This window comes from Arthrobacter sp. TmtSoilC79 (assembly GCF_059739405.1).
Genome location: NZ_AP046051.1, coordinates 170,862 through 191,182, shown reverse-complemented (window position 1 = coordinate 191,182; position 20,321 = coordinate 170,862). Strand labels below are relative to the sequence as shown.

Here is a 20,321-nt window from a genome sequence, read left to right as displayed (position 1 = left end):
CGGACGTGCCGCTTCCTTGGGCGCACGCTTCCGGAGTTCGTTACTCAGCTTCTGTCAGTCACAGGGCTCCGCTCCCGCGAACGGTGACTTGGAACCCGCCTTTCAGCAGGTTGCCTCGGTATCCTGGTCCGAGCGCAAAGTGAGCCGCGCAGCCCCTGCGGGAGTGCCATCCGGCAACAAAGCCCCTGCGGGAGTGACCTCCGGAAGCGGGCGTCCAAGGGAGCATCGCGCCCGCCCAGTCGGCGCTTCTGCGACCGAGCCCGCGGAGGATGCCACTCCCGTCGGGCGTGAGCCGCAAAGCCCCTGCGGGAGTGACGTCCGGAAGCGGGCGTCCAAGGGAGCATCGCGTCCGCCCAGCGGGCGCTCCTGCGACCGAGCCCGCGGAGGACGCCACTCCCGCCGGGCGTGACGCACCAAGCCACACCCGCCGGGCGTGAGGCACCCAGCCACACCCGCCGGGCGTGACGCACCAAGCCACTCCCGCCGGGACTTACTTGACCCGCTTGTAGAACGGCAGCGCCACGACTTCGAACGGTTCGGCTTTTCCTCGCAGGTCAACCTCGACGATCGTGCCCGGCTCTGAATGCTCGACGTCGACATAGGCCATCGCTACCGGGTAGCCGAGCGTGGGGCTTGGCTGGCCGGAGGTGACTTCGCCAATGAGCGAACCGTCCTTGAGGACCGAGTAGTGTCCGCGTGCGGCGCGGCGTCCGGTGCCTTTGAGGCCCACCAGCTTCTGGCCCAGTGTGGATCCGACGCCGGCAGCCTTGATGGCTGTGAGCGCTTCCCGGCCAATGAAGTCGCTTTCCTTGGCCAGGGAAACAACGGGGCCAAGTCCGGCGGCGTAGGCGTTAGCGTGGATGGAGAGCTCGTTGCCGTAGAGCGGCATCCCGGCTTCCAGGCGCAACGAGTCGCGGGCAGCGAGGCCTGCCGGGATCAGTCCGTGGCCTTCGCCGGCTTCGAGCAGGGCTTCCCAGAGGCCGGCGGCATCGAGGTTCGGGACGTAGATCTCGAATCCGTCTTCGCCGGTGTAGCCGGTGCGGGCCAGCAGCAGCTGCTGCATGCCGCCGTCGAAAGTAATCCCTACCTCAACCGCCGCGTAGTACTTCAGTTCGGTGACCAACGCGTGCTGTTCTGCCGGCACCAGCGCCAGGAGGATCTCTTCGGCGTTCGGACCCTGCACGGCGACGAGGGACGTCTCGGCGGAAGCATCTTCCACCGCAACGTTAAAACCGGCCGCACGCTTCAGAAGTGCGGCAGCAACCACCTTCGCGTTGCCCGCGTTGGGGACTACCAGGTACTTGTCCACGCCGTCTTCGGGTGAGGGCCGGCGGTAGGTGATGAGGTCGTCGATGATGCCGCCATCGGCGTTGCAGATCAGTGAGTACTTGGCTTTGCCTACCGCGACGGCGGACAACTTGCCCACCAGCGCATAGTCCAAGAAGGCAGCCGCGTCGGGACCGGTGACCCAGACTTCGCCCATGTGGGAGAGGTCGAAAAGGCCTGCGGACTTGCGGACGGCGTGGTGCTCGGCCAACTCCGAGGAGTATTTGAGCGGCATCTGCCAGCCACCGAAGTCGGTGAAGGAGGCGCCGGCCTTTTTGTGCTGCTCATAGAGAGCGGTGTAATTCTCAGACATGTGGGGAGTCCTTAGTTTTCAAACGCTTCGAGGGGAGGGCAGGAGCACACCAGGTTCCGGTCGCCTGCGGCGCCGTCGATCCTTCCGACGGGCGGGAAGTACTTGTCCTGCTTGAGGTGGTGGACCGGGAAGGCGGCCTGCTCGCGCGGGTATTCGCGGTCCCAGGCGGAACTCACGACGGCGGCAGCCGTGTGCGGCGCGTTGCGCAGCGGCGACTTCTCAACAGTGAAATCACCGCCGGCTACCTGGTCGATCTCGGCACGGATGGTGATCATGGCTTCGATGAAGCGGTCGATCTCGGCAAGGTCCTCGGACTCCGTTGGCTCCACCATCAAGGTGCCCGCAACGGGGAACGCCAGAGTGGGGGCGTGGAAGCCGAAGTCGATCAGGCGCTTGGCAACATCTTCGGCCGTGACACCCGTGCGGGCTGTCAGTTCACGGAGGTCCAGGATGCACTCATGGGCCACGAGCCCGCCCTCGCCGGTGTACAGAACAGGGAAGTGCTCATCCAGGCAGGAAGCAACATAGTTCGCGGCCAGCAGCGCCGACTTGGTAGCTTCCGTCAAACCCTGCCCGCCCATGAGCTTCACGTACGCCCACGAAATCGGCAGCACACCGGCGGAGCCATAACGGGAAGCGGAGATGGCAACGCCGTGACCGGGTTCGTGCGCTGCTTTGTTCGCGTCGCCCGGCATGAACGGAGCCAGGTGTGCCTTCGCAGCAACCGGCCCGACACCCGGGCCGCCGCCGCCGTGGGGGATGCAGAAGGTCTTGTGCAGGTTCAGGTGGGACACGTCGCCGCCGAACTTGCCCGGCTGGGCAAGGCCAACCAGTGCATTCAAGTTGGCGCCGTCAACGTACACCTGGCCGCCGGCTGCGTGGATGGCGTCGCAGACTTCGCGGACGTCGGCATCGTACACACCGTGCGTGGACGGGTAGGTGATCATGATGGCCGACAACACCTCGCGGTTGGCCTCGATCTTGGCGGCAAGGTCCGCGTGATCGATCGTGCCGTCAGCAGCCGTGGCCACCACAACAACCTTCATGCCGGCCAGCACTGCCGAGGCTGCGTTGGTGCCGTGGGCCGAGGCAGGAATGAGGCAGACGTTGCGCTGCTCGTCGCCACGGGACAGGTGGTAGCCGCGGATCGCCAGGAGTCCCGCGAGCTCGCCCTGGGAACCGGCGTTCGGCTGGATGGAAACTTGGTCGTAGCCGGTGATCTCGGTCAGGTCCGCTTCGAGGTCCTCGATCAGCTCGCGCCAGCCCGCTGTCTGGTGGTCCGGAGCGAACGGGTGGATCGAGGCGAACTCCGGCCAGGAAATGGCTTCCATCTCAGCGGTGGCGTTCAGCTTCATGGTGCACGAACCCAGCGGGATCATGGTGCGGTCCAGCGCGAGGTCCCGGTCTGACAGCTTGCGGATATAGCGCAACAGCTGCGTCTCGGAACGGTGCGTGTTGAACACCGGGTGCTGCAGGAAATCGGAGGTGCGGACTACCTCAGCGGGCAATTCGAATCCGGTGGCGTCCCCTACCGGGCCGGCACCAAAGGCGACGGCCACAGCGGCGAGGACCTCCGGCGTCGTGGTTTCATCAACGGAAACGCCAACAGTGTCCGCGTCGATGAGGCGCAGGTTGATACCGCGGGCTTCGGCGGCGGAGATGACCTTGTCTGCCTTGCCCGGGACGCGGACCGTGAGGGTGTCGAAGAAGGATTCGGAGACGAGTTCGCGGCCGGCTTTCTGCAGGGTCGCGGCCAAAACGCGGGCGTGGCCGTGGATGGTCTCGGCGATCGCTTTCAAGCCTTCGGGACCGTGGTACACGGCGTACATGGAGGCAACAATCGCAAGCAGGGCCTGTGCGGTGCAGATGTTGGACGTCGCCTTTTCGCGGCGGATGTGCTGCTCGCGGGTCTGCAGGGCCAGGCGGTAAGCGGGGACGCCGGCGTTGTCCTTGGACACACCCACGATCCTGCCCGGGAGGGTACGTTCCATGCCTTCGCGGACGGCCATGTACGCGGCGTGCGGGCCGCCGAAGAACAGCGGGACACCAAAGCGCTGCGCAGTTCCGACGGCGATGTCCGCACCTTGTTCGCCCGGGGGCGTGATGAGGGTGAGCGCCAGCAAATCAGCGGCAACCGTGACCAGCGCGCCGCGTTCCTTCGCGGAAGCGATCACAGCGGAGTGGTCGAACACGCGGCCCGAAACACCGGGCTGCTGAAGGACGATGCCGTTGATGTCGCCATCGGGAAGGCCCGCCGAAAGGTCAGTGATGACAACCTCGAAGCCAAGGGCTTCGGCGCGGCCCTTCACAATGGCGATGGTCTGCGGAAGGAGGTCGGCGTCCAGGACCGTCTTGCCGTCCTTGGCCGTCTTGGACTTGTTGGCCCGGCGCATCAACAGCACAGCCTCGGCCACGGCAGTTGCTTCATCCAGCAGCGAGGCGTTGGCAACGGGAAGGCCCGTGAGGTCCTGCACCATGGTCTGGAAGTTCAGCAGCGCTTCGAGGCGGCCCTGCGAAATTTCGGGCTGGTAGGGCGTGTACGCCGTGTACCAGGCGGGTGCTTCGAGGATGTTGCGGCGGATGACCGGGGGCGTGACGGTGTCGTAGTAGCCCTGGCCGATCATTTGAACGGCGGTCTTGTTCTTGGACGCGAGCTTGCGGAGCTCGGCGAGGACCTGCACCTCGGTAAGGGCGTCCTGCAACTTCAGGGCCGTGTCCTGGCGGATGGAATCGGGGACGGCGACGTCCACGAGTCCGTCGACAGAGTCGTAGCCGATGACCTTGAGCATGGTGTCAACATCGGCTTGGCGGCGGGCGCCGATGTGCCGGTCCGCGAAGGCGGTGGGGGTTGATTGAACAGTCAAGAGGAACTCCATGATTCAGGCGCCCAGTGAGCGCCACGATGATGTGGGGTTCCTCCCCGCTCTGTATTGGACCTGAGAGATTCCGCAGACTGTGTTTCCACATGCCGTCTGCTTGCACCGTCGGTGAGCCCGGTTACCCGGACTGCTTTCCAGAGTTGCCTACCCGCGGCGGTACATGGGCCTGAGAGATTCCTGGGGAGGATTTGCTCCTACGGCGCCTGACTGGATGTACCGGCAGGACTCTCCCGCCGCAGATCAAAAGCGTTGCATCACCATGAGTGACACGCTTCACACCATAGCCGCTTCCCGCGAAAAAGCGCAAGCAAGGTGTGGCTACTGATGCATCGCCTCGTGGATCTGCAGGGCGAACCAGAGCTGGGCAACTGTGGACGTTTCACCCATGTCCAGCCCCGTCAGTTCGCCGATTTTCCGCATCCGGTAAATGATGGTTTGCCGGTGGGCGAAGAGCGCAGCCGCGGTCTTTTGCCAGGAACGCTGCGAGTCCAAATACGTCCTCAACGTCAGGATGAGGTCGCCTTCCTGGCTCTGTTCGTAGTCGAAAATCGGCCCGAGCAACCGTCTCACCAGCGCCGTTCCTTCCTCGAATCCGGTAAGCCCAAGCCACGACGGCCCTTCGGCATAGCGGGCCAGCCCCAGCTTGTTGGCCCGGGCGGAACCAAGTGCCCAGAGGGACTCCTGCAATGCGCGTTGGATAGTGGACACTGCTGCCGGTGCGCTGATTCCGATCGAGGTTTCCAGGCCGGCGCAATGAACCAGGACGTCGTCCGGCACGCCTGCCGGGACCACCACGTGGAGCCTGTTGTTCCGCTTCAGCGACGCCGACGCAACCCCGTGCCGCCACAGTTCGATGTGTACGTTGGCCAGCTTGTCGCCGTCGTCCGCAGTTTTTTGGTCGGTCGCTTTTGGTTCGGCGGCCGCCGTCAGGGAGGCGAGCAGGAATTCCTCGGGCGGAACGTCGAATGCAGCCAGCCGGCTCTCCATCTCCGCGGCCCCGAGGCGCCCGTCCATGGCCTGCAGCAGGAACTCGCCGGCAAGGCGATGGCGGCCTTCCAGGGACAAGACAATGCGCGACAACTGCAGTCCCAGCACCGTTGCGGCATGGAGAAGCACGACGGCGTCCGGGTGCGGTTCGTTGTTGGGCAGCACCACCAGGAGCGCGTTGGCATGGGTGGGAATGTCCATGGTGAGCACGTGCCGGCCGCGGATGCGGTGCCATTGGAAGTTCTTCCCCGCGAGGGATACCTGCCCGGACAAGGGAGCCCACTCTTCAGCCAGGAACACCGGGAGGGACTGCCCGTCGGGATGCCAGGGGTGGAGGCAACGGCGGTCCACCACGAACAGGTCCGCGTCGAGTTCGGTGGCCAGCCGCTGGACCAGGCTTTGCCAATGGTCCTCGGAGGCCCCGGCGGTGCGGAGGAGATCGTAGACGCGGGCCGTTTGCCGCAGCCGGCGCGACTCTTCGAGCAGGGAGGACTCGGCTACCGACCGGGCTATCGCGATGAATGGCAGCGGGTACGGGATGTTGATCAGGGGCAAGGGGAGCTGCTCGCAGGCGGCCAGGAATTCCCGGGTGAGGGGCGGTGCGTGCATTTTCTCGCCAATGGCCAGCGCACTGGCACCGCTGTCCATGAGGGCCTCGGCGAGCGCCACTTGGCCTGCTGCGTCGGCGGGTATGGAGAGGCCGTTGGTCATCATGAGTTCTCCGCCGGTGACCCATTCCCAGAGCTTGGGCAGGTCTGAGGTGTGGGCCCAGGTGATGCGGTTGTCCAGGCCGGCTTTTCCGGCCAGGAGGGTGAGTCCTAGTTGCGGCTCTGCGATGAGTTCAGCGACGGTAATCGCCATGTTTCCGCTCCGGTTCCTGGCCTTTGTGTTGGGTCCTGCCACGCGGTTCAGCGGGACTTAGACATTCGTCTAAACGGCTCGGCCATTTGTAGTCAATGTACCGCTATCCGGAGTGATCCACGTCACCAACAATGGAATTACGTACTTCCCGCTCAACGGCGAGCACCCCTCACCCCAAGGATCCGTCAATGACAACGCACAAGCCCATCGGCCCGGTTGATGCAACCAAAGTCCCCCGGTATGCAGGCCTCGGCACCTTCGCCCGCCTCCCCCAAATCGACCGCGTCCCGGATTACGACATTGCGATCGTCGGCGTACCGTTCGACGGCGGAACCTCCTTCCGGCCCGGCGCCCGTTTCGGTCCTGCCGCGGTCCGCGAGGCCTCCCGCCTCCTGCGCCCCGGCTACCACCCGGAGCTGGACGTTGAACCTGTCTACGAAGCCCAGGTTGTGGACGCCGGCGATATCGCCTGCACCCCCTACGACATCGCCCGGGCAGTCCGTGAGATCGAGGAGCAGGCCTTGCCCCTGATCAGCGAGGACAAGCGGCTCATCTCCATCGGTGGCGACCACACCATCGCCCTGCCCATGCTGCGGGCCCTGAACACAGTCCACGGTCCGGTGGCACTGCTGCATTTCGATGCGCATCTGGACACCTGGGATACCTATTTCGACCAGCCCATCACGCACGGCACCATCTTCCGGCGGGCGTTCGAGGAAGGCCTGCTGGTGGAGGACAAGTCCATGCACGTGGGAATCCGCGGGCCGGTCTATGACCGCAACGACTTCCTCCGGGACCACGAGTTCGGGTTCCAGATCATTCGGTGCTCGGACCTGGACGTGATCGGCGTTCCGGCCGCCATCCAGCGCGTGAAGGACAGGCTCGGGGACACCCCCGTGTACGTCTCCATCGACATCGACGTCCTGGACCCGGCCTTCGCTCCCGGAACCGGCACCCCGGAGATGGGCGGGCTCCACTCCCGCGAACTCCTGGCCTTGCTCCGCGGACTGAACGGCATCAACATCGTGGGCGCCGACGTCGTGGAAGTCGCCCCTGCCTACGATCACGCGGACATCACCACCGTTGCCGCCGCCACCCTGGTGTTCGATCTGCTGGGGCTGATGGTAAACCGAAGCAAGTCAAACCGCAGCGAGTCAAACAGCGCAGCTGTCCGCGAACTCGCTTCAGCATCCCGGAGTGCGTCATGAACACCGTGCCCACCACAACCGAGGTGCCACGCCTCGAGGACAAGACCATCCAGCCGATCCCCCTCAACGAGCGGCACGGCAAGGCGCGGGATCTCTTCACCATCTGGTTCGGCTCCAACATCATGATCATGACCATCGTGACCGGCGGGCTCGCCACCACGGTGTTCGGCCTGGGATTCGTTCCGGCGATCGTGGGCATCATCATCGGCAACGTGGTGGGCGGCATCTTCATGGCGCTGCACTCCGCCCAGGGCCCGCAACTGGGTGTGGCCCAAATGATCCAGACCCGCGGCCAGTTCGGTTCCTTTGGTGCCCTGCTGATAGTGGTCATTGTGGTGGTCATGTACGTGGGCTTCTTCGCGGCGAACCTGGTGTTCGGCGGCGAAGCGATGGCCGCGGTCAGTCCCGGCATCAGCGTTGACGGCGGAATCATCATCATCGGCGTGGTCAGCGTGATCGCCACGATCTTTGGCTACCGGCTCATCCACGCCTATGCCCGCGTCCTCAGCGTCGCGGCAGGGTTGGCATTGCTGCTGGCGTTCGGCTGGATCCTGATGGTCCATGGCTTGCCGGGCAACTTCCTGGAGACGGGCAACTTCAACTGGGTGGGCTTCATGGGCACCATCTCCGTCTCCGCGTTGTGGCAGCTGGCCTACGCGCCCTACGTCTCCGACTACTCCCGCTACATGCCTCAGGGCACCGGTTCCGGCCCGGCCTTCTGGGCTTCCTACTCAGGTTGCGTCCTGGGCACGCTGTTCCCCATGATCCTGGGTGCTTTGGTGGGTACCCTCGCGGTGTCCATGAGCACCGGCGACGTCGAAATCGTCGGCAGCCTCGGCACCCTGCTGCAGCCGTGGACCCTCATTATCGTGGGCATCTTCTGTCTGGGAGTTGCGGCTTCGAACGCCATGAACCTGTACTGCGGTGTCCTGTGCACCCTCACCATCGGGCAGACCTTCAGGCCCTCGTGGTTGCCACGTGCCAAGACCCGCACCATCGCCGCCATCATCCTCTTCGTTGTGGCTGTCTCCATTGCCCTCTTTGCCCGCGACAACTTCATCCTCTTCTACACCAACTTCCTCTCCTTCCTGATGTACGTGCTGGTTCCGTGGACGGCGATCAACCTGGTGGACTACTACCTTTTGCGGCACGGAGACTATCGGGTTGAAGACTTCTTCAAGCGCGACGGCGGCGTGTACGGACGGTTCAACTGGATCGCCATCGGCTCATACCTGGCAGGCGCCCTGATCCAGGTTCCCTTCTCGGCTACAGCTATCTACACCGGCCCCTTGGCTGCGGCGATGGGTGGAGTGGACATCTCCTGGATCGTCGGACTCGTGGTTGTCGCTCCCCTCTATTACGTGGCGGCCCGGGTGTTCGGCAAGAAGACTGAACCAGCCACGTTCCCAGCAACGGCACTCACCCCGGACCTGATCTGAACAGCCCTCCGCCGGGTTAGCCCCCGCTAGACCTCCCCTGAACCTCCCCAGAAAGAGACGCATCATGACAACCACCCAGACCGCGCAGTTCACCGTGCGACGCTCAGACGCCCACACCTCTCTTCCCCAGCAACTCGGACTCCCCCTGCCTCCGGCGGGGCACTTCATCAACGGTTCCTTCGTCCCAGGCTCCACCCGGCTCCTGATCGACGTCGTTGATCCCGCCACCGAGGCCGTCATCGCCTCAGTCCAGGCGGGCACCGCCGATGACGTGGACGCCGCGGTTGCCGCCGCCGTCGTGGCCCAAAAAACCTGGGGTGCCACTACCCCGAAGGAACGCGCCGACGTCCTGAACCTCATTGCCAACATCATCGAGGAGAACCGGGCCGACTTTGAGGCCATCGAGTCCGCAAACACCGGCAAGCCGCAAGCCGTGGCCGAGGACGACGTCTCCAGCACCATCGACACTTTCCGCTTCATGGCCGGCGCATCGCGGACCCTCACCTCCATGGCCGGCGGTGACTACGCCACCGGCCACACCTCGGTGATCCTGCGTGAACCTGTAGGCGTGGTGGGCGTCATCACGCCATGGAACTACCCGCTGCTGATGGCTGCCTGGAAGATCGCCCCCATCCTTGCCGCTGGCAACAGCATCGTCATCAAGCCCTCCGAGCAGACCCCCTTGTCCACGCTGAAGCTGGTGGAAGTGCTGGCCGGACGGATTCCGGATGGCATCCTCAACGTGGTCACCGGCCGCGGCCGGACCGTTGGACAGCGCCTTTCCGAGCACCCTGACATCGCGCTGGTAGCCCTCACCGGCAGCGTGGTCAGCGGCCAGGCGGTGGCCGAAACGGCGGCGAAGTCGGTCAAACGCGTCCACTTGGAACTCGGCGGCAAGGCCCCTGTTGTGGTCTTCTCCGACGCCGACCTCCGCGCAGCTGCTGCCGGTGTCCGGAACGCCGGATTTTGGAATGCCGGCCAGGACTGCGGTGCCGCCTGCCGTGTCCTGGTGCACGAGTCCGTAGCCGAAGAATTCACCAGTCACCTGGTCCGGGAAGTCAGCACCTTGGTGATCGGCGCGCCCGACGCCGGGGACGACGTCGAAATCGGCCCCATGATCTCCCTCCCGCACTTTGAACGGGTCAAGGAAGCGCTGGCTGAAGCACGGGCCGCAGGCCTCACAGTCGCCATCGGCGGTTCCGCGCTGGACGGTCCCGGCTACTTCATCGAGCCCACAGTCATCACCGACGTGCCCGCCGGGGCGCACATCGCCACGCATGAAATCTTCGGGCCGGTGGTCACCGTGGAAACCTTCAGCACCACCGAAGAAGCGGTGACCCGCGCCAATGAGAGCCCCTACGGATTGTCAGCCTCGGTCTGGACACGCGATTCAAGCCTTTCCCTCCGGATTCCCAAGCAGCTGGACTTCGGCACCGTGTGGGTCAATGCCCACCTGGTCCTGGCTTGCGAGGTACCGTGGGGCGGATTCAAAGGTTCCGGCTACGGCCGCGACCTCTCGCTCTACGCCCTGGATGACTACTCGCTCACCAAGCACGTCATGATCAACCACGGCGCGTGAGCGCACGGACAAGCAACGGAGCTTTCACCATGACCACCAATGTTTCGGGCGTACCTGCCGCAGCTACCCCTGCAGCCCCCTTCACCACGGACGCGACGTGGACCAACTGGGGCGGGAACCAAAGTGCTACCCCCGCCTTCACCGTACGGCCCGGGAATGAACAAGAAGCGCTCGACGCCGTCCGTTTCGCCATCCGCGAGGGCTTGCCTGTGCGGGCGGTCGGCTCAGGGCACTCATCCTCGCCTTTGGTTCAGACCGGCGGGGTCCTGATGGACATGTCCGGGCTCTCAGCCATCACCGGCACGGATCGTTTGGGGCGCCGAGCCCGGGCATTGGCCGGCACCACCATCAACGCGTTCGGGGACGCCTTGTGGGACAAGGGCTTGGCGCTGAGCAACCAGGGCGACATCGACAAACAGCAGATCGCAGGCGCACTGGCCACCAGCACGCACGGGTCCGGCAAGGACCTCGGCAGCTTCTCTTCCAAGTTGCGCTGGGTGAAGCTGATCAACGGCTACGGCGAGATCGTGGAAATCGGCGAGGACCAGCTACGGGAACTTCGTGCAGCCCAGACAGCCCTGGGCACATTGGGGATCTTCCTGGAAGTCGAGTTGGCCGTGGAGGACAGCTACTACCTGCAGGAAGAGATCACCTACCCCACGTGGGCGGAAACCAGGTCCACGTGGCAGGCCGACATCGACAACAACCGGCATTACTCCTTCCTGTGGTGCCCCGGGGACGACTCGTGTGAACTCCTTGACCTGCCCGGTTCGCCTGATCACAGCATGGGAGGCCGCAGCTACACCAAGCGCTACAACGCGGCTTCAGTCCAGGACGAGAGCCAGCTTTCCACTGTTGAAGGTGCCCGGTTGGACCGTTCCTACCGCATCTATCCGGGCGGATTCACAACGCAGTTCCATGAGCTGGAGTACTTTGTCCGCAGCGAGGACGGATTGGTGGCCGTCGAAGCCATCCAGGAGCTGATCCGGAGCAGGTACCCCGAGCAGAAATACCCTGTGGAGGTCCGCTGGGTGAAGTCCGACGACGCCTACATGTCCCAGTTCCAAGGCCGCGACAGCACTGTCATCACCCTGACCACCGAGCCCGGAACCGACTACTGGCAGTTCTTCCGTGACGCCGACGCCGTGCTGCAGGAATTCGAGCCGCGCGCCCACTGGGGGAAAATCCACTTCATGACCCGCAGCCGCCTCGAACGCCTCTACCCGGAGTTGGACACCTTCATCCAGGTCCGGCGGGAGTTCGATCCCAAGGGGACGTTCCTCAACGACCACACGAGGTCGCTGCTCGGCTGACCATCTCTCAACATCCCACCCCCTTCCCGCCAACCCTCACTCACATCCCACCCCCTTCCCGCCAACCATCTCTCACATCCCGGTTACACCAGCTGGAAACTTCCGAGTGGTATTTTGATCACTGCTGGAGGCAGACACTGCACCTATTGGGAGGACCATCCATGTTCAAGGGCTTCAAAGACTTCATTCTTCGCGGCAACGTGATCGAACTGGCCATTGCTGTGGTTATCGGCAGTGCCTTCACCGCGCTCGTTGCAGCATTCACCAACAACATCATCAACCCCGTGATCGCGGCAGCCGGCGGCATGAACGCCGACGGGCTCGGTTTCCGGATCTGGCAGGACAACCCGGCAACGTTCATCAACTTCGGCGCCGTCCTGACCGCCCTGGTGACCTTCCTGATCACGGCAGCCGTGGTCTACTTCATCTTCGTGGCCCCCATGAACAAGATCAATTCCCTGGTCAAAGACCGTCTCTCCACCGAGGAGCCCGAGGAAGAGCCGCTTCCCGCAGACACCGCCCTGCTTGCCGAGATCCGCGACCTCCTGAAGGATGCTGCTGCCGCCCGCAACGCAGGACAATCCCAAGGCGTGGATCCGGACTTCGATTCCGACCGCACCCGGTAGGAACTGGCCGCTCTCCGCGAGCGATCCCTCCCGTTTCTTCGCCAGGAACCCGGTGTTCTCCCATTGAGAACGCCGGGTTCTTGCGTGTTCACGAGACTGTCCCAGGAACGTGACGCACAAGCAACGGGTTCGAAACAGGGACAAGCCAGCATGAAAGCATGAAGCCCAGCGCGAGCACTCCGGCCACCGCGGATCTCCTCTGCGATGCCTGTGGCCAACTGCCCGAACCGCCCAAGGCCCGGCTCACCCTGGCCAATATCGCCGTGATGCTTCCCATCGAACTGCTGGTCCATGCTGCCGTGGTGGGAACCCACCTCCCGTACGCAGCCAAGGTCGTGCTCCTGGCCGTCACCGCAACCGTGCTGGTCATCTGGGTAGCAGAGCCGTCGGCTGCCAAGGTGCTCAGGCGGTGGTTGCACGCGGCAGCCCTCCGCCAGAGACGCACCTTGCATCTGGCACCTTCCCTTTGGCGTGCCCGGACTGTGCTTCTCGACCAGCCTGGTTCCCTGCAGAAAATCACCAAGTCCCTGGCCAAACTGGACAGCAACATCCTCAGCGTCCACGTGCATCCGATGCCGGGAACGCAGTCCCCTTCCGGGGAGCTTACCCAGGCGGTGATGGATGAGTTTGTGCTGTCCGCCCCTGGAGAGCTCACCGAGCTTGAACTGCTAAAGGCACTGGACGACGGCGGCGGGCGGGATTCCCAGGTGTGGCCCACCACCGCCTTGGCTATGGCTGATGGCCAAACCAAGGCTTTGAGCCTCGCCACCCGTATTGCGGGAAACCCGAAGGAACTTCCACACGCGGTTGCCGAGCTCCTGTCCGCGAAAATCGTCCAAGTGGATCCCGAGCACCCGGCCCCCAACCTGAGTGCCGCCGTCGGGCCGTCCGCTGACATCCTCAAGATCCCGACCGCCTGGCACGGGCCCTTGGTATTCTCCCGGCCAGGTGAGCCCTTCTCGCTGGCAGAATCGGCGAGGGCACACCGGCTGGCGGAGCTCGCGGAAATCCTGGCACACAGTCCGGGCTCCATGGAAAGCCCACCCGCTCGGGTCACGGTGTTCCCGCCCGGGTAGGGGAACAAAGGGCCACTTGCGGGGCGGGTGGACGCCGCTTGAACTCTCCTAAGTAGGCGGGAGTGGATCAGCCGGGTGGCTAGACTCAGTCCTGGTCGATCTTCTCCAGCAGTTTGCCCAGCGCCTCACGAATGTCGTCGTGGTCGTACTGCCCCGCCCGGCTCTCGGCCGCGATCACACCGCAGCGGTGGATCTTCTTGAAATCCCCGATGGGGAACTTGTAGTGGCCCTTTTGGTCCTCCGGGTGTTCGTCGTCCACACCCAGGAACCACTTGGAATATTCGGCGTGCCCGTGCTTGTCCAGAAAGGCACTCTCTTGTTTGGTGGAGGGGGCGTGCTCACTCCAGTCATCGCGGATGTCCTTGACTACTTTGCCGTCCTGAATCAAACGTTTCGCGTGATCATAGGCCTTCTTATTGAGTTTTACGGTCACGTCGGAACCTCCCTTGGATGTGGGCCGTACATGATTGGGTACTTCGTGCAGCCCAGCTTAGGATCAGTCCGACCGGCCAGGAAAGCCTTTCAGTCCATGAGCCTGAGCCGGAGACCGGTTCCGCGTTCTTTCTCAACCAACCGCCGCTCTATGGGTCCGCTTTGGGCAAGCCAGAGAACCTTTCCGTCATAGGTCACAGACTCCACGCAGCCTTGGTCGACAATCTCGTTGTACCGCCAAACCTGAACCGTCTGACCCACGAGGATCCGCCAATTGGTCACGGCCCGGCCTTCCGCTTCGACGAAACGCGGCCCGGGCGCCGACTCCTTCTTACTGTCCTGCACGTCAATACTCCTAGCGGTCACAAGCCTTCTGTAGAGACTTGTGCCGCCACGGCCCAGTACATGACGCGGTTCAACGATTTTTCCTAGAGTCCCTTCACGGCACCGAGGACCTTTGTCAGGGAATCCTTGGCGTCTCCGAAGAGCAAGGTGGTTTGTGGTTCGTAAAGGAGTTCGTTTTCGATTCCGGCGAATCCTGGCCGCATTGAGCGTTTGAGGAATACCACCTGCCGGGCGTCGGCGACCTCGAGGATTGGCATTCCGTAAATCGGCGATCCGGAGGTGGTCTTCGCTGCAGGGTTCACGACGTCGTTGGCCCCAACTACCAAAGCAACGTCGGCGGTCTTGAATTCGGAATTGATGTCACCCATTTCCTTCAGCGACTCATAGGGCACATTGGCCTCGGCCAGCAGTACATTCATGTGTCCCGGCATTCGTCCTGCCACGGGATGGATGGCGAAGTCGACTTCAATGCCCCGCGCTTCCAGGGCTGAGGCGAGCTCGGCGGCAGTGTGCTGTCCCTGGGCAACTGCCAAGCCATACCCCGGCACAATGATGACCCGCTGCGCATACCCCAGGAGCACCGCCACATCCTCCGCGCTGGAAGACCGGACCGGCCGCTCGCTGACCTCTGTGGATCCGGCAGTGGAGCCGCCCTTGAACGCTCCGAACATGATGCCCGCCACGCTCCGCCCCATCGCGGCGGCCATGGCCCGGGTCAGGATGGTGCCAGATGCGCCCACCAATGTCCCGGCCACCACCAAAAGAACGTTGCCCAGCACCAGCCCGGACGCTGCCACGGCAAGGCCGGTAAACGCATTCAGGAGCGAGATGACAATCGGGACATCGGCGCCACCCACCGGAAGAACCAAAAGGATGCCGGCACAAAGACCCAGGACCAGCAGCACCAGTGCCAGCGCAAGCGAGCCTGTGACGATCACGCCCACCCCTGCCCCCACTGCAGCAAGCAGCACCACGGCCATGAGGACGGGAAGTCCGGGGAATGTCACGGGCCGGGTGGTCATGAGCCCCTGAAGCTTGGCAAAAGTAACCCCGGAACCGGCGAAGGAGACTGCCCCCACCAGCAAGGTGAAGACGATGGCCAGCCGAACCCATGGATCATCCGTGTGGGAAAGTTCCAGCAAGGCCACGAGCGCCGCAGCCCCACCGCCCACACCGTTGAAGAGTGCCACGAGCTGGGGCATTTGCGTCATCTGCACCCGTCGGGCAACAGGGGCGGCAACGCCGGAGCCAACGGCAATGGCCCCCAGGATCCAGGGGATGTTATCCAGTTTCACGGAGAGGAACACCGTGACCACGGCCACCAGGGCACCCAAGGCTCCTATCAGGTTTCCGCGCCGCGCCGTCCGGGGCGAGTTCAGGCCCTTCAGGGCCAGGATGAAGCAGGCTGCCGCGGCGAGATACAGAAGCGCGGTCCAGGTGGGGTTCAGCAGCGTCATTGCCGGCGCCCCTTTTTGATTGGACCCGCGGAGTCGACCGGCCGGGCTGCCGCGGAACCCGCCTGACCTGCAGAACTTGCCTGACCTGCAGACCTTGCCGCGCCTCCTGCACCTCCAGTGCCGCCAGTGCCGCCAGTGCCGCCAAGCTGTCCAACGTTCGACGGCGGCCGTTGCCGTCCGCGGAACATCTCCAGCATGCGGTCGGTCACCACGAACCCGCCTACAAGGTTGGCCGTAGCGAGGACGACAGCCAGCAGGGCGACCGCCAACACCCCCGGATCCGCAGCCTGTCCCGCAACAATGATGGCACCCACCAGGATGATCCCGTGGATCGCGTTCGCGCCTGACATGAGGGGCGTGTGCAGGGTGCTGGAGACTTTGGAAACAACCTCGAAGCCCACGAACACTGCCAGGACTGTAATGGTCAGCAGGCTCATGCCGTCCATCAGCGCACTCCTTCACTGCCGGGTGCGGGACCGCCGCGCGGAACACTGCCGGAAGCCGCACCTCCAGGCGAGGAACTGCCGGAACCGGCACCTCCAGGCGAGGAACTGCCGGAAGCCGCATCGCCCGGCGGGAGACTGCCGGAACCGGCACCGCCCGGCGGAACACTGCCTGGCGAGGGACCGCCGCGTGGAACTCCGCCGGCACTCCCACCGACGACGGGCACAGTCTCGCCAGCAAACGCCGTGAGCGCCTCTGCGGTGGGGGCGTGCCGGACTTGACCGTCGTGGGTCAGGCAAGTCCCGGCCACGACTTCGTCCGAGAAATCCGGGGACACTTTGCCGTCTTTGGTCATGAGCGCCAGCAGGTTGGCCACGTTCTTTGCGTAAAGGCGGGAGGCGTCCGCGGGCATTGCGGAGGCGGCGTCCTTGATGCCTACCAGCGTCACAACGCCCTGGCCGTCGGCTGTGGGGATAGGGATATCCTGCCCCGGGATGCTTCCTTCGACGTTGCCGCCCGATTCAGCAGCCAAGTCCACCACCACGGAGCCAGGTTTCATGCCCTGGACCATGTCCCGGCTCACCAGGAGCGGCGCCCTCCTGCCGGGAACGGCGGCGGTGGTGATCAAGACGTCGGACTGGGCCACATGTGGTGCCAGGAGTGCCCGTTGCAAGGCCCCCCGGTCTGCGCTGAGTTCGCGTGCGTACCCACCGGAAGCCTCAGCTGTTTCCAGGTCCAGCTTGATGAACGTTCCGCCCATGGAGGCTACTTCATCCGCCGACGCCGGACGAATGTCATTGGCCGAAACCCTGGCCCCAAGCCGCTTCGCTGTGCCGATCGCTTGAAGTCCGGCAACACCGGCGCCCAACACCAGCACCCGGGCGGGCGGAATGGTCCCGGCTGCCGTCATGTACAGCGGGAAAAAGCGGGGCAAGCGCATGGCCGCTTCAAGGACGCACCGGTAGCCCGCCACCAGGGCCTGGGACGTCAGCGCGTCCATGGATTGGGCGCGGGAGATCCGGGGAACCAGTTCAAGGGCAAAAGCGGTGATCCCGCCTGCGGCGAGCGCCCGCACGGTAGGCAATTCGGAGGCCGGTGACCCTAATCCGACGGTGACCGAACCCCGGCGGAGGGCTGCCGCCGTCGACGGTTCCATGGGACGGACGTGGCAGTAAACATCCAGGGCCCCCAGATCCAGGGACTGCACCACGGATGCGCCTGCCTGACGGTAATCGTCGTCGCTGTGTCCGGATGCCAATCCGGCACCGGACTCGATCTGAACTTCCAGGCCCAGCCCGATCAATTGCTTGACCGTTTCCGGCGTGGCGGCCACGCGTCTCTCGCCGTCGAGCGCCTCGCGCGCAATGCCTGCTCTCATCCGCCACCCCACTTCCTGAACTCTCCCGAACGCTCCTGAACCAGTTGGCATGAGTCTATGACTGCGAAGGTCCGTGCGGGAGTAGGGGGCTGCGCTATGTGCACAACTCCATTAGGGTCGGTGGAAGCTGGGGGCAACCAGCCACCACACCGTCGACGAGCCGGTTCCGGCCGTGCCGTCGGAAAGGAACGCCACTATGGATACCTTCAAAATCGGTTATTTCGTGGGAAGCCTGGCGAGCAATTCGATCAACCGGGTTCTTTCCAAGGCGCTGATCAGCGTTGCGCCTCCGGAGCTTGAGTTCCATGAGATCGCCATCAAGGACCTTCCCCTCTACAGTTCCGACTACGACGCCGATTTCCCGCCGGCCGGACGCGAACTTAAGGATGCGATCGCGGCCTCGGACGGGATCCTTTTCATCTCCCCTGAATACAACCGTTCCATCCCCGGCGCCCTGAAGAATGCCATCGACTGGGGTTCGCGTCCGTGGGGCACCAACTCGTTTGCCCGGAAGCCCACGGGAATTATTGGCGCATCGCCGGGCGGTATCGGGACAGCGGTGATGCAGTCGTCCATGCGCAGTGTGTTGAGCTTCCTGGACGCGCCGCAGTTGAACGCACCTGAGGCGTACATCCGCTTTGTCGCGGACGCGTACGACGACGACGGTTCAGTTAAGGACGAAGGCACCGCTGCCCTGTTGCGGCATTACATGGAGGAATACAGCGCGTTCGTGCAGCGTGTCCTCGCCGCCAACGCACCTGGCCACATCGGCGACCAGGAACCGGATTCCGCCAAACTCACCCGCTAGGAAAGGAATGGGTGCCGCCCCTGTGCCCGGGCGGTACCCCCGAAAATCACCCACCAGGACGGTTTAGTCAGTATCCTTACTAGTGTGAGGATAACGAAAAACCCCTAGACCCCTGGAGGTAACGATGTTTCGAAGACTAGCCACCACTACAGCGGCATTCGCCCTTATTGCAGGCTCCATGCTCGCGACTTCGGCCGCAGCCAGCGCAGCGCCCGGTTATCAAGCAAGTGCTGCTCAGGCCAGTGTCGCCCAGGCCGGCGCCACCCACGGCAACGTGGCCGCCACGACGCCGACGCCCACCGCGGATTCCACCAACCCGTCCGGCCCTTCGACTCAAACGCCAACCAACCCCGCACCCTCATCCGGTGCGCCCAGCACACCCAACCCTGCGGGCAGCGGCCCGGCCAACCCCGGGACCGGCGAGTCCGATCCCCAGGAACAGACCCGCACCAACGCCACTCCCTGGGTACTGGCCGGTGTAGCCGCGGTAATTATCATTGCGTTGATTATTTGGACCGCACGCAACCGGCGTGGACGGGACAAGGGCATCAGCGATTCCCAGCGGTAGGCGCCCGGGACAGCTCCACGGCTCCGCAGCTCCGCCTTGCGTCCAACCAACACAGCAGCCCCGCTAAGCCCCCGCGCGCTGAAGCCAGCCTGCACCGGCGGGCCCTCGCGGCCGCCACTCCGACCCGCAGGCGCTTGCGTCCAACTAAGCCCCGCGCGACCCCGCAGCGAGCCGGCCCACGATGCTGCTTTCGCCCCGCTAAGCCCCGCGCGACCCCGCAGCGAGCCGGCCCACGATGCTGCTTTCCAGGTGCTCCAGCAGGTGCCGTGGATTGTCGTAAACTTCCGCGGCACCTGCGTCGCGCAGCTCCGTTTCGCTGATTCCGCCGCAGGTCAGTCCAACCACGGGAACACCAATGGCCGCGCCGGCTTTCACGTCCCACACTGCGTCGCCTACAAATACGGCATCCTCGGGGCTGATTCCGAGCTTTTCCAGGCACGCAACCAGGATGTCCGGCGCCGGCTTGCTCTCCTTGGCGTCGTTGGAGCTGGTCCAGGCGTCGATCGAGGATCCGGCGTCGAGGATATGCCGGCTGACCTCGAGGTCACGCTGTTGAGCCGACGACGCCAAGCCCACGGCCAGTCCAGCATCGGAGCATGCCGCGAGGAGGTCGCGCGCCGAGTCGAATGCCCTCAGCGTCGGCCAGAATGTTGAAAAGACTGCGCCGTGGGCACTCTTCAGGTCTTCCTGCATCTCGTCGGTGCAGTCGGGCAGAAGGCTCTGGATCAGCCGGTCGCCTCCCATGCCCACCCGCCGGTGGATGGCCGACATCTCGATGTCCAGGCCTTCCCGCCGGAAGGCCTGCCACCACGCCATGGCGTGGAAGTAGCTGGAATCGATCAGGGTTCCGTCCACGTCGAAGAGAATCCCGCGCTTCTCATGCGGCGTTGACTCAGCTGCCACAGTTGACCGCCTTCTCTTGGGTCCGCGCCCCTTGCTCGGCGAGTGCGGAATCGATGACGGGTTCTTCCAGCATCAGCACCGCGTAGCGCTCAGCTGAAGCCGGGCGAAGAAGGCCCGTTCCCGCCACCTCCCTGATGGCGGCAACTCCCTCCACAGCCTCATCCATTGATGAAAACTGCTTGGAAAGTCCCATCAGGACGTCCTCGCCGTCCACCATCAGAATCCGATATTCCCCATCAGGCGTTTCAACCAGTTCCAAATGTCCGGCCATCGCTACCTCCTCGTCTTCGATGCCAACCAGCATAGTAAGACTCCTTAGTATAGGCCTCATAGAAATATTGCGTAACGCGGGAAATACGCGCGTGCAACTTTTGGTTGC

At 64.1% G+C, this 20,321-nt stretch carries 17 protein-coding genes, 1 pseudogene and 2 riboswitches; of the genes and pseudogenes, 8 read left to right on the top strand and 10 right to left on the bottom strand.

The genetic code is table 11. From position 1 onward, the window contains the following. Positions 1–490: 490 nt before the first annotated feature. The 3 genes from gcvT to AC6JA3_RS00910 form a co-directional block, all read right to left on the bottom strand. The gene (gene gcvT, locus AC6JA3_RS00920; RefSeq protein ID WP_026541170.1) at positions 491–1,639 is read right to left on the bottom strand and encodes a glycine cleavage system aminomethyltransferase GcvT; all 1,149 of its coding nucleotides are present in this window, start codon (positions 1,637–1,639) and stop codon (positions 491–493) included. An 11-nt stretch (positions 1,640–1,650) separates the two neighbouring features. After that, on the bottom strand, positions 1,651–4,503 hold the full coding sequence (gcvP, locus tag AC6JA3_RS00915) for an aminomethyl-transferring glycine dehydrogenase (protein WP_026547694.1): 2,853 nt from the start codon (positions 4,501–4,503) through the stop codon (positions 1,651–1,653). Positions 4,504–4,554: 51 nt separating this feature from the next. Continuing rightward, a riboswitch (glycine riboswitch) is annotated at positions 4,555–4,662 on the bottom strand. Next, positions 4,663–4,761, bottom strand: a riboswitch (glycine riboswitch). Between the two features lie 75 nt (positions 4,762–4,836). Further along, entirely contained in the window at positions 4,837–6,366 is a 1,530-nt protein-coding gene (locus AC6JA3_RS00910) for a PucR family transcriptional regulator (protein WP_026541168.1), read from the bottom strand. Between the two features lie 188 nt (positions 6,367–6,554). On the opposite strand from AC6JA3_RS00910, the gene speB reads away from it, so the two are divergent. From speB to AC6JA3_RS00880, 6 genes are all read left to right on the top strand, one after another. Beyond that, positions 6,555–7,574, top strand: coding sequence for an agmatinase (gene speB, locus AC6JA3_RS00905; protein ID WP_209320088.1), 1,020 nt, complete (start codon positions 6,555–6,557; stop codon positions 7,572–7,574). Further along, positions 7,571–9,013: a purine-cytosine permease family protein gene (locus AC6JA3_RS00900; protein WP_026547696.1), complete on the top strand. Its 1,443-nt coding sequence runs from the start codon at positions 7,571–7,573 to the stop codon at positions 9,011–9,013. Before speB ends, AC6JA3_RS00900 begins: the two co-directional genes overlap by 4 nt. Positions 9,014–9,077: 64 nt before the next feature. Then, on the top strand, positions 9,078–10,592 hold the full coding sequence (locus AC6JA3_RS00895) for an aldehyde dehydrogenase family protein (RefSeq protein ID WP_497919845.1): 1,515 nt from the start codon (positions 9,078–9,080) through the stop codon (positions 10,590–10,592). 29 nt (positions 10,593–10,621) lie between these two features. Continuing rightward, positions 10,622–11,905, top strand: a complete 1,284-nt coding sequence (locus AC6JA3_RS00890; protein ID WP_497919844.1) for a D-arabinono-1,4-lactone oxidase — start codon at positions 10,622–10,624, stop codon at positions 11,903–11,905. Between the two features lie 161 nt (positions 11,906–12,066). Then, complete coding sequence (mscL, locus tag AC6JA3_RS00885; protein WP_026547699.1) at positions 12,067–12,531, top strand: large conductance mechanosensitive channel protein MscL; 465 nt, start codon at positions 12,067–12,069, stop codon at positions 12,529–12,531. A 158-nt stretch (positions 12,532–12,689) separates the two neighbouring features. Beyond that, a complete protein-coding gene (locus AC6JA3_RS00880; protein ID WP_043433014.1) occupies positions 12,690–13,607 on the top strand; it encodes an ACT domain-containing protein in 918 nt (305 codons plus the stop codon). An 85-nt stretch (positions 13,608–13,692) separates the two neighbouring features. Here AC6JA3_RS00880 and AC6JA3_RS00875 read toward each other — a convergent pair whose 3' ends face one another. The 5 genes and pseudogenes from AC6JA3_RS00875 to AC6JA3_RS00855 all read right to left on the bottom strand — a co-directional run bounded on the left by AC6JA3_RS00875 (position 13,693) and on the right by AC6JA3_RS00855 (position 17,663). Next, positions 13,693–14,040 carry a hypothetical protein gene (locus AC6JA3_RS00875; protein WP_026541161.1) on the bottom strand — a complete coding sequence of 116 codons (348 nt, stop codon included), beginning with the start codon at positions 14,038–14,040 and terminating at the stop codon, positions 13,693–13,695. Positions 14,041–14,129: 89 nt separating this feature from the next. After that, a complete protein-coding gene (locus AC6JA3_RS00870) occupies positions 14,130–14,384 on the bottom strand; it encodes a hypothetical protein (RefSeq protein WP_026547700.1) in 255 nt (84 codons plus the stop codon). A gap of 83 nt (positions 14,385–14,467) precedes the next feature. After that, on the bottom strand, positions 14,468–15,841 hold the full coding sequence (locus AC6JA3_RS00865; protein WP_026547701.1) for an NAD(P)(+) transhydrogenase (Re/Si-specific) subunit beta: 1,374 nt from the start codon (positions 15,839–15,841) through the stop codon (positions 14,468–14,470). A 170-nt stretch (positions 15,842–16,011) separates the two neighbouring features. After that, positions 16,012–16,287, bottom strand: a pseudogene (locus AC6JA3_RS00860) (NAD(P) transhydrogenase subunit alpha part 2); the annotation flags it as partial. Continuing rightward, positions 16,287–17,663: a Re/Si-specific NAD(P)(+) transhydrogenase subunit alpha gene (locus AC6JA3_RS00855; RefSeq protein ID WP_245232921.1), complete on the bottom strand. Its 1,377-nt coding sequence runs from the start codon at positions 17,661–17,663 to the stop codon at positions 16,287–16,289. The gene AC6JA3_RS00855 and the pseudogene AC6JA3_RS00860, both read right to left, overlap by 1 nt. A gap of 196 nt (positions 17,664–17,859) precedes the next feature. Here AC6JA3_RS00855 and AC6JA3_RS00850 point away from each other — a divergent pair, with 196 nt between their 5' ends. Both AC6JA3_RS00850 and AC6JA3_RS00845 read left to right on the top strand, forming a co-directional pair. Next, entirely contained in the window at positions 17,860–18,471 is a 612-nt protein-coding gene (locus AC6JA3_RS00850; RefSeq protein ID WP_026547702.1) for an NADPH-dependent FMN reductase, read from the top strand. A 124-nt stretch (positions 18,472–18,595) separates the two neighbouring features. Further along, positions 18,596–19,039: a hypothetical protein gene (locus AC6JA3_RS00845; RefSeq protein WP_026547703.1), complete on the top strand. Its 444-nt coding sequence runs from the start codon at positions 18,596–18,598 to the stop codon at positions 19,037–19,039. Between the two features lie 198 nt (positions 19,040–19,237). Here the strand turns inward: AC6JA3_RS00845 and AC6JA3_RS00840 are convergent, their stop codons facing one another. Both AC6JA3_RS00840 and AC6JA3_RS00835 read right to left on the bottom strand, forming a co-directional pair. Further along, positions 19,238–19,942 (bottom strand): HAD family hydrolase, encoded by a 705-nt coding sequence (locus AC6JA3_RS00840; protein WP_026547704.1) that lies wholly within the window; start codon positions 19,940–19,942, stop codon positions 19,238–19,240. Next, a complete protein-coding gene (locus AC6JA3_RS00835) occupies positions 19,932–20,246 on the bottom strand; it encodes a hypothetical protein (protein WP_245232922.1) in 315 nt (104 codons plus the stop codon). The genes AC6JA3_RS00840 and AC6JA3_RS00835 overlap by 11 nt, the downstream gene beginning before the upstream one ends. Positions 20,247–20,321 lie beyond the last annotated feature (75 nt).

Bases quoted from the DNA above. Each gene is read 5' to 3' on its own strand.
- AC6JA3_RS00890 (WP_497919844.1), top strand. From the start codon at position 10,622: ATGACCACCAATGTTTCGGGCGTACCTGCCGCAGCTACCCCTGCAGCC.
- gcvT (WP_026541170.1), bottom strand. From the start codon at position 1,639: ATGTCTGAGAATTACACCGCTCTCTATGAGCAGCACAAAAAGGCCGGC.
- AC6JA3_RS00845 (WP_026547703.1), top strand. From the start codon at position 18,596: ATGTTTCGAAGACTAGCCACCACTACAGCGGCATTCGCCCTTATTGCA.
- mscL (WP_026547699.1), top strand. From the start codon at position 12,067: ATGTTCAAGGGCTTCAAAGACTTCATTCTTCGCGGCAACGTGATCGAA.
- AC6JA3_RS00850 (WP_026547702.1), top strand. From the start codon at position 17,860: ATGGATACCTTCAAAATCGGTTATTTCGTGGGAAGCCTGGCGAGCAAT.
- AC6JA3_RS00900 (WP_026547696.1), top strand. From the start codon at position 7,571: ATGAACACCGTGCCCACCACAACCGAGGTGCCACGCCTCGAGGACAAG.
- AC6JA3_RS00835 (WP_245232922.1), bottom strand. From the start codon at position 20,246: ATGCTGGTTGGCATCGAAGACGAGGAGGTAGCGATGGCCGGACATTTG.
- AC6JA3_RS00880 (WP_043433014.1), top strand. From the start codon at position 12,690: ATGAAGCCCAGCGCGAGCACTCCGGCCACCGCGGATCTCCTCTGCGAT.
- speB (WP_209320088.1), top strand. From the start codon at position 6,555: ATGACAACGCACAAGCCCATCGGCCCGGTTGATGCAACCAAAGTCCCC.
- AC6JA3_RS00855 (WP_245232921.1), bottom strand. From the start codon at position 17,663: ATGAGAGCAGGCATTGCGCGCGAGGCGCTCGACGGCGAGAGACGCGTG.
- AC6JA3_RS00910 (WP_026541168.1), bottom strand. From the start codon at position 6,366: ATGGCGATTACCGTCGCTGAACTCATCGCAGAGCCGCAACTAGGACTC.
- AC6JA3_RS00865 (WP_026547701.1), bottom strand. From the start codon at position 15,841: ATGACGCTGCTGAACCCCACCTGGACCGCGCTTCTGTATCTCGCCGCG.
- AC6JA3_RS00895 (WP_497919845.1), top strand. From the start codon at position 9,078: ATGACAACCACCCAGACCGCGCAGTTCACCGTGCGACGCTCAGACGCC.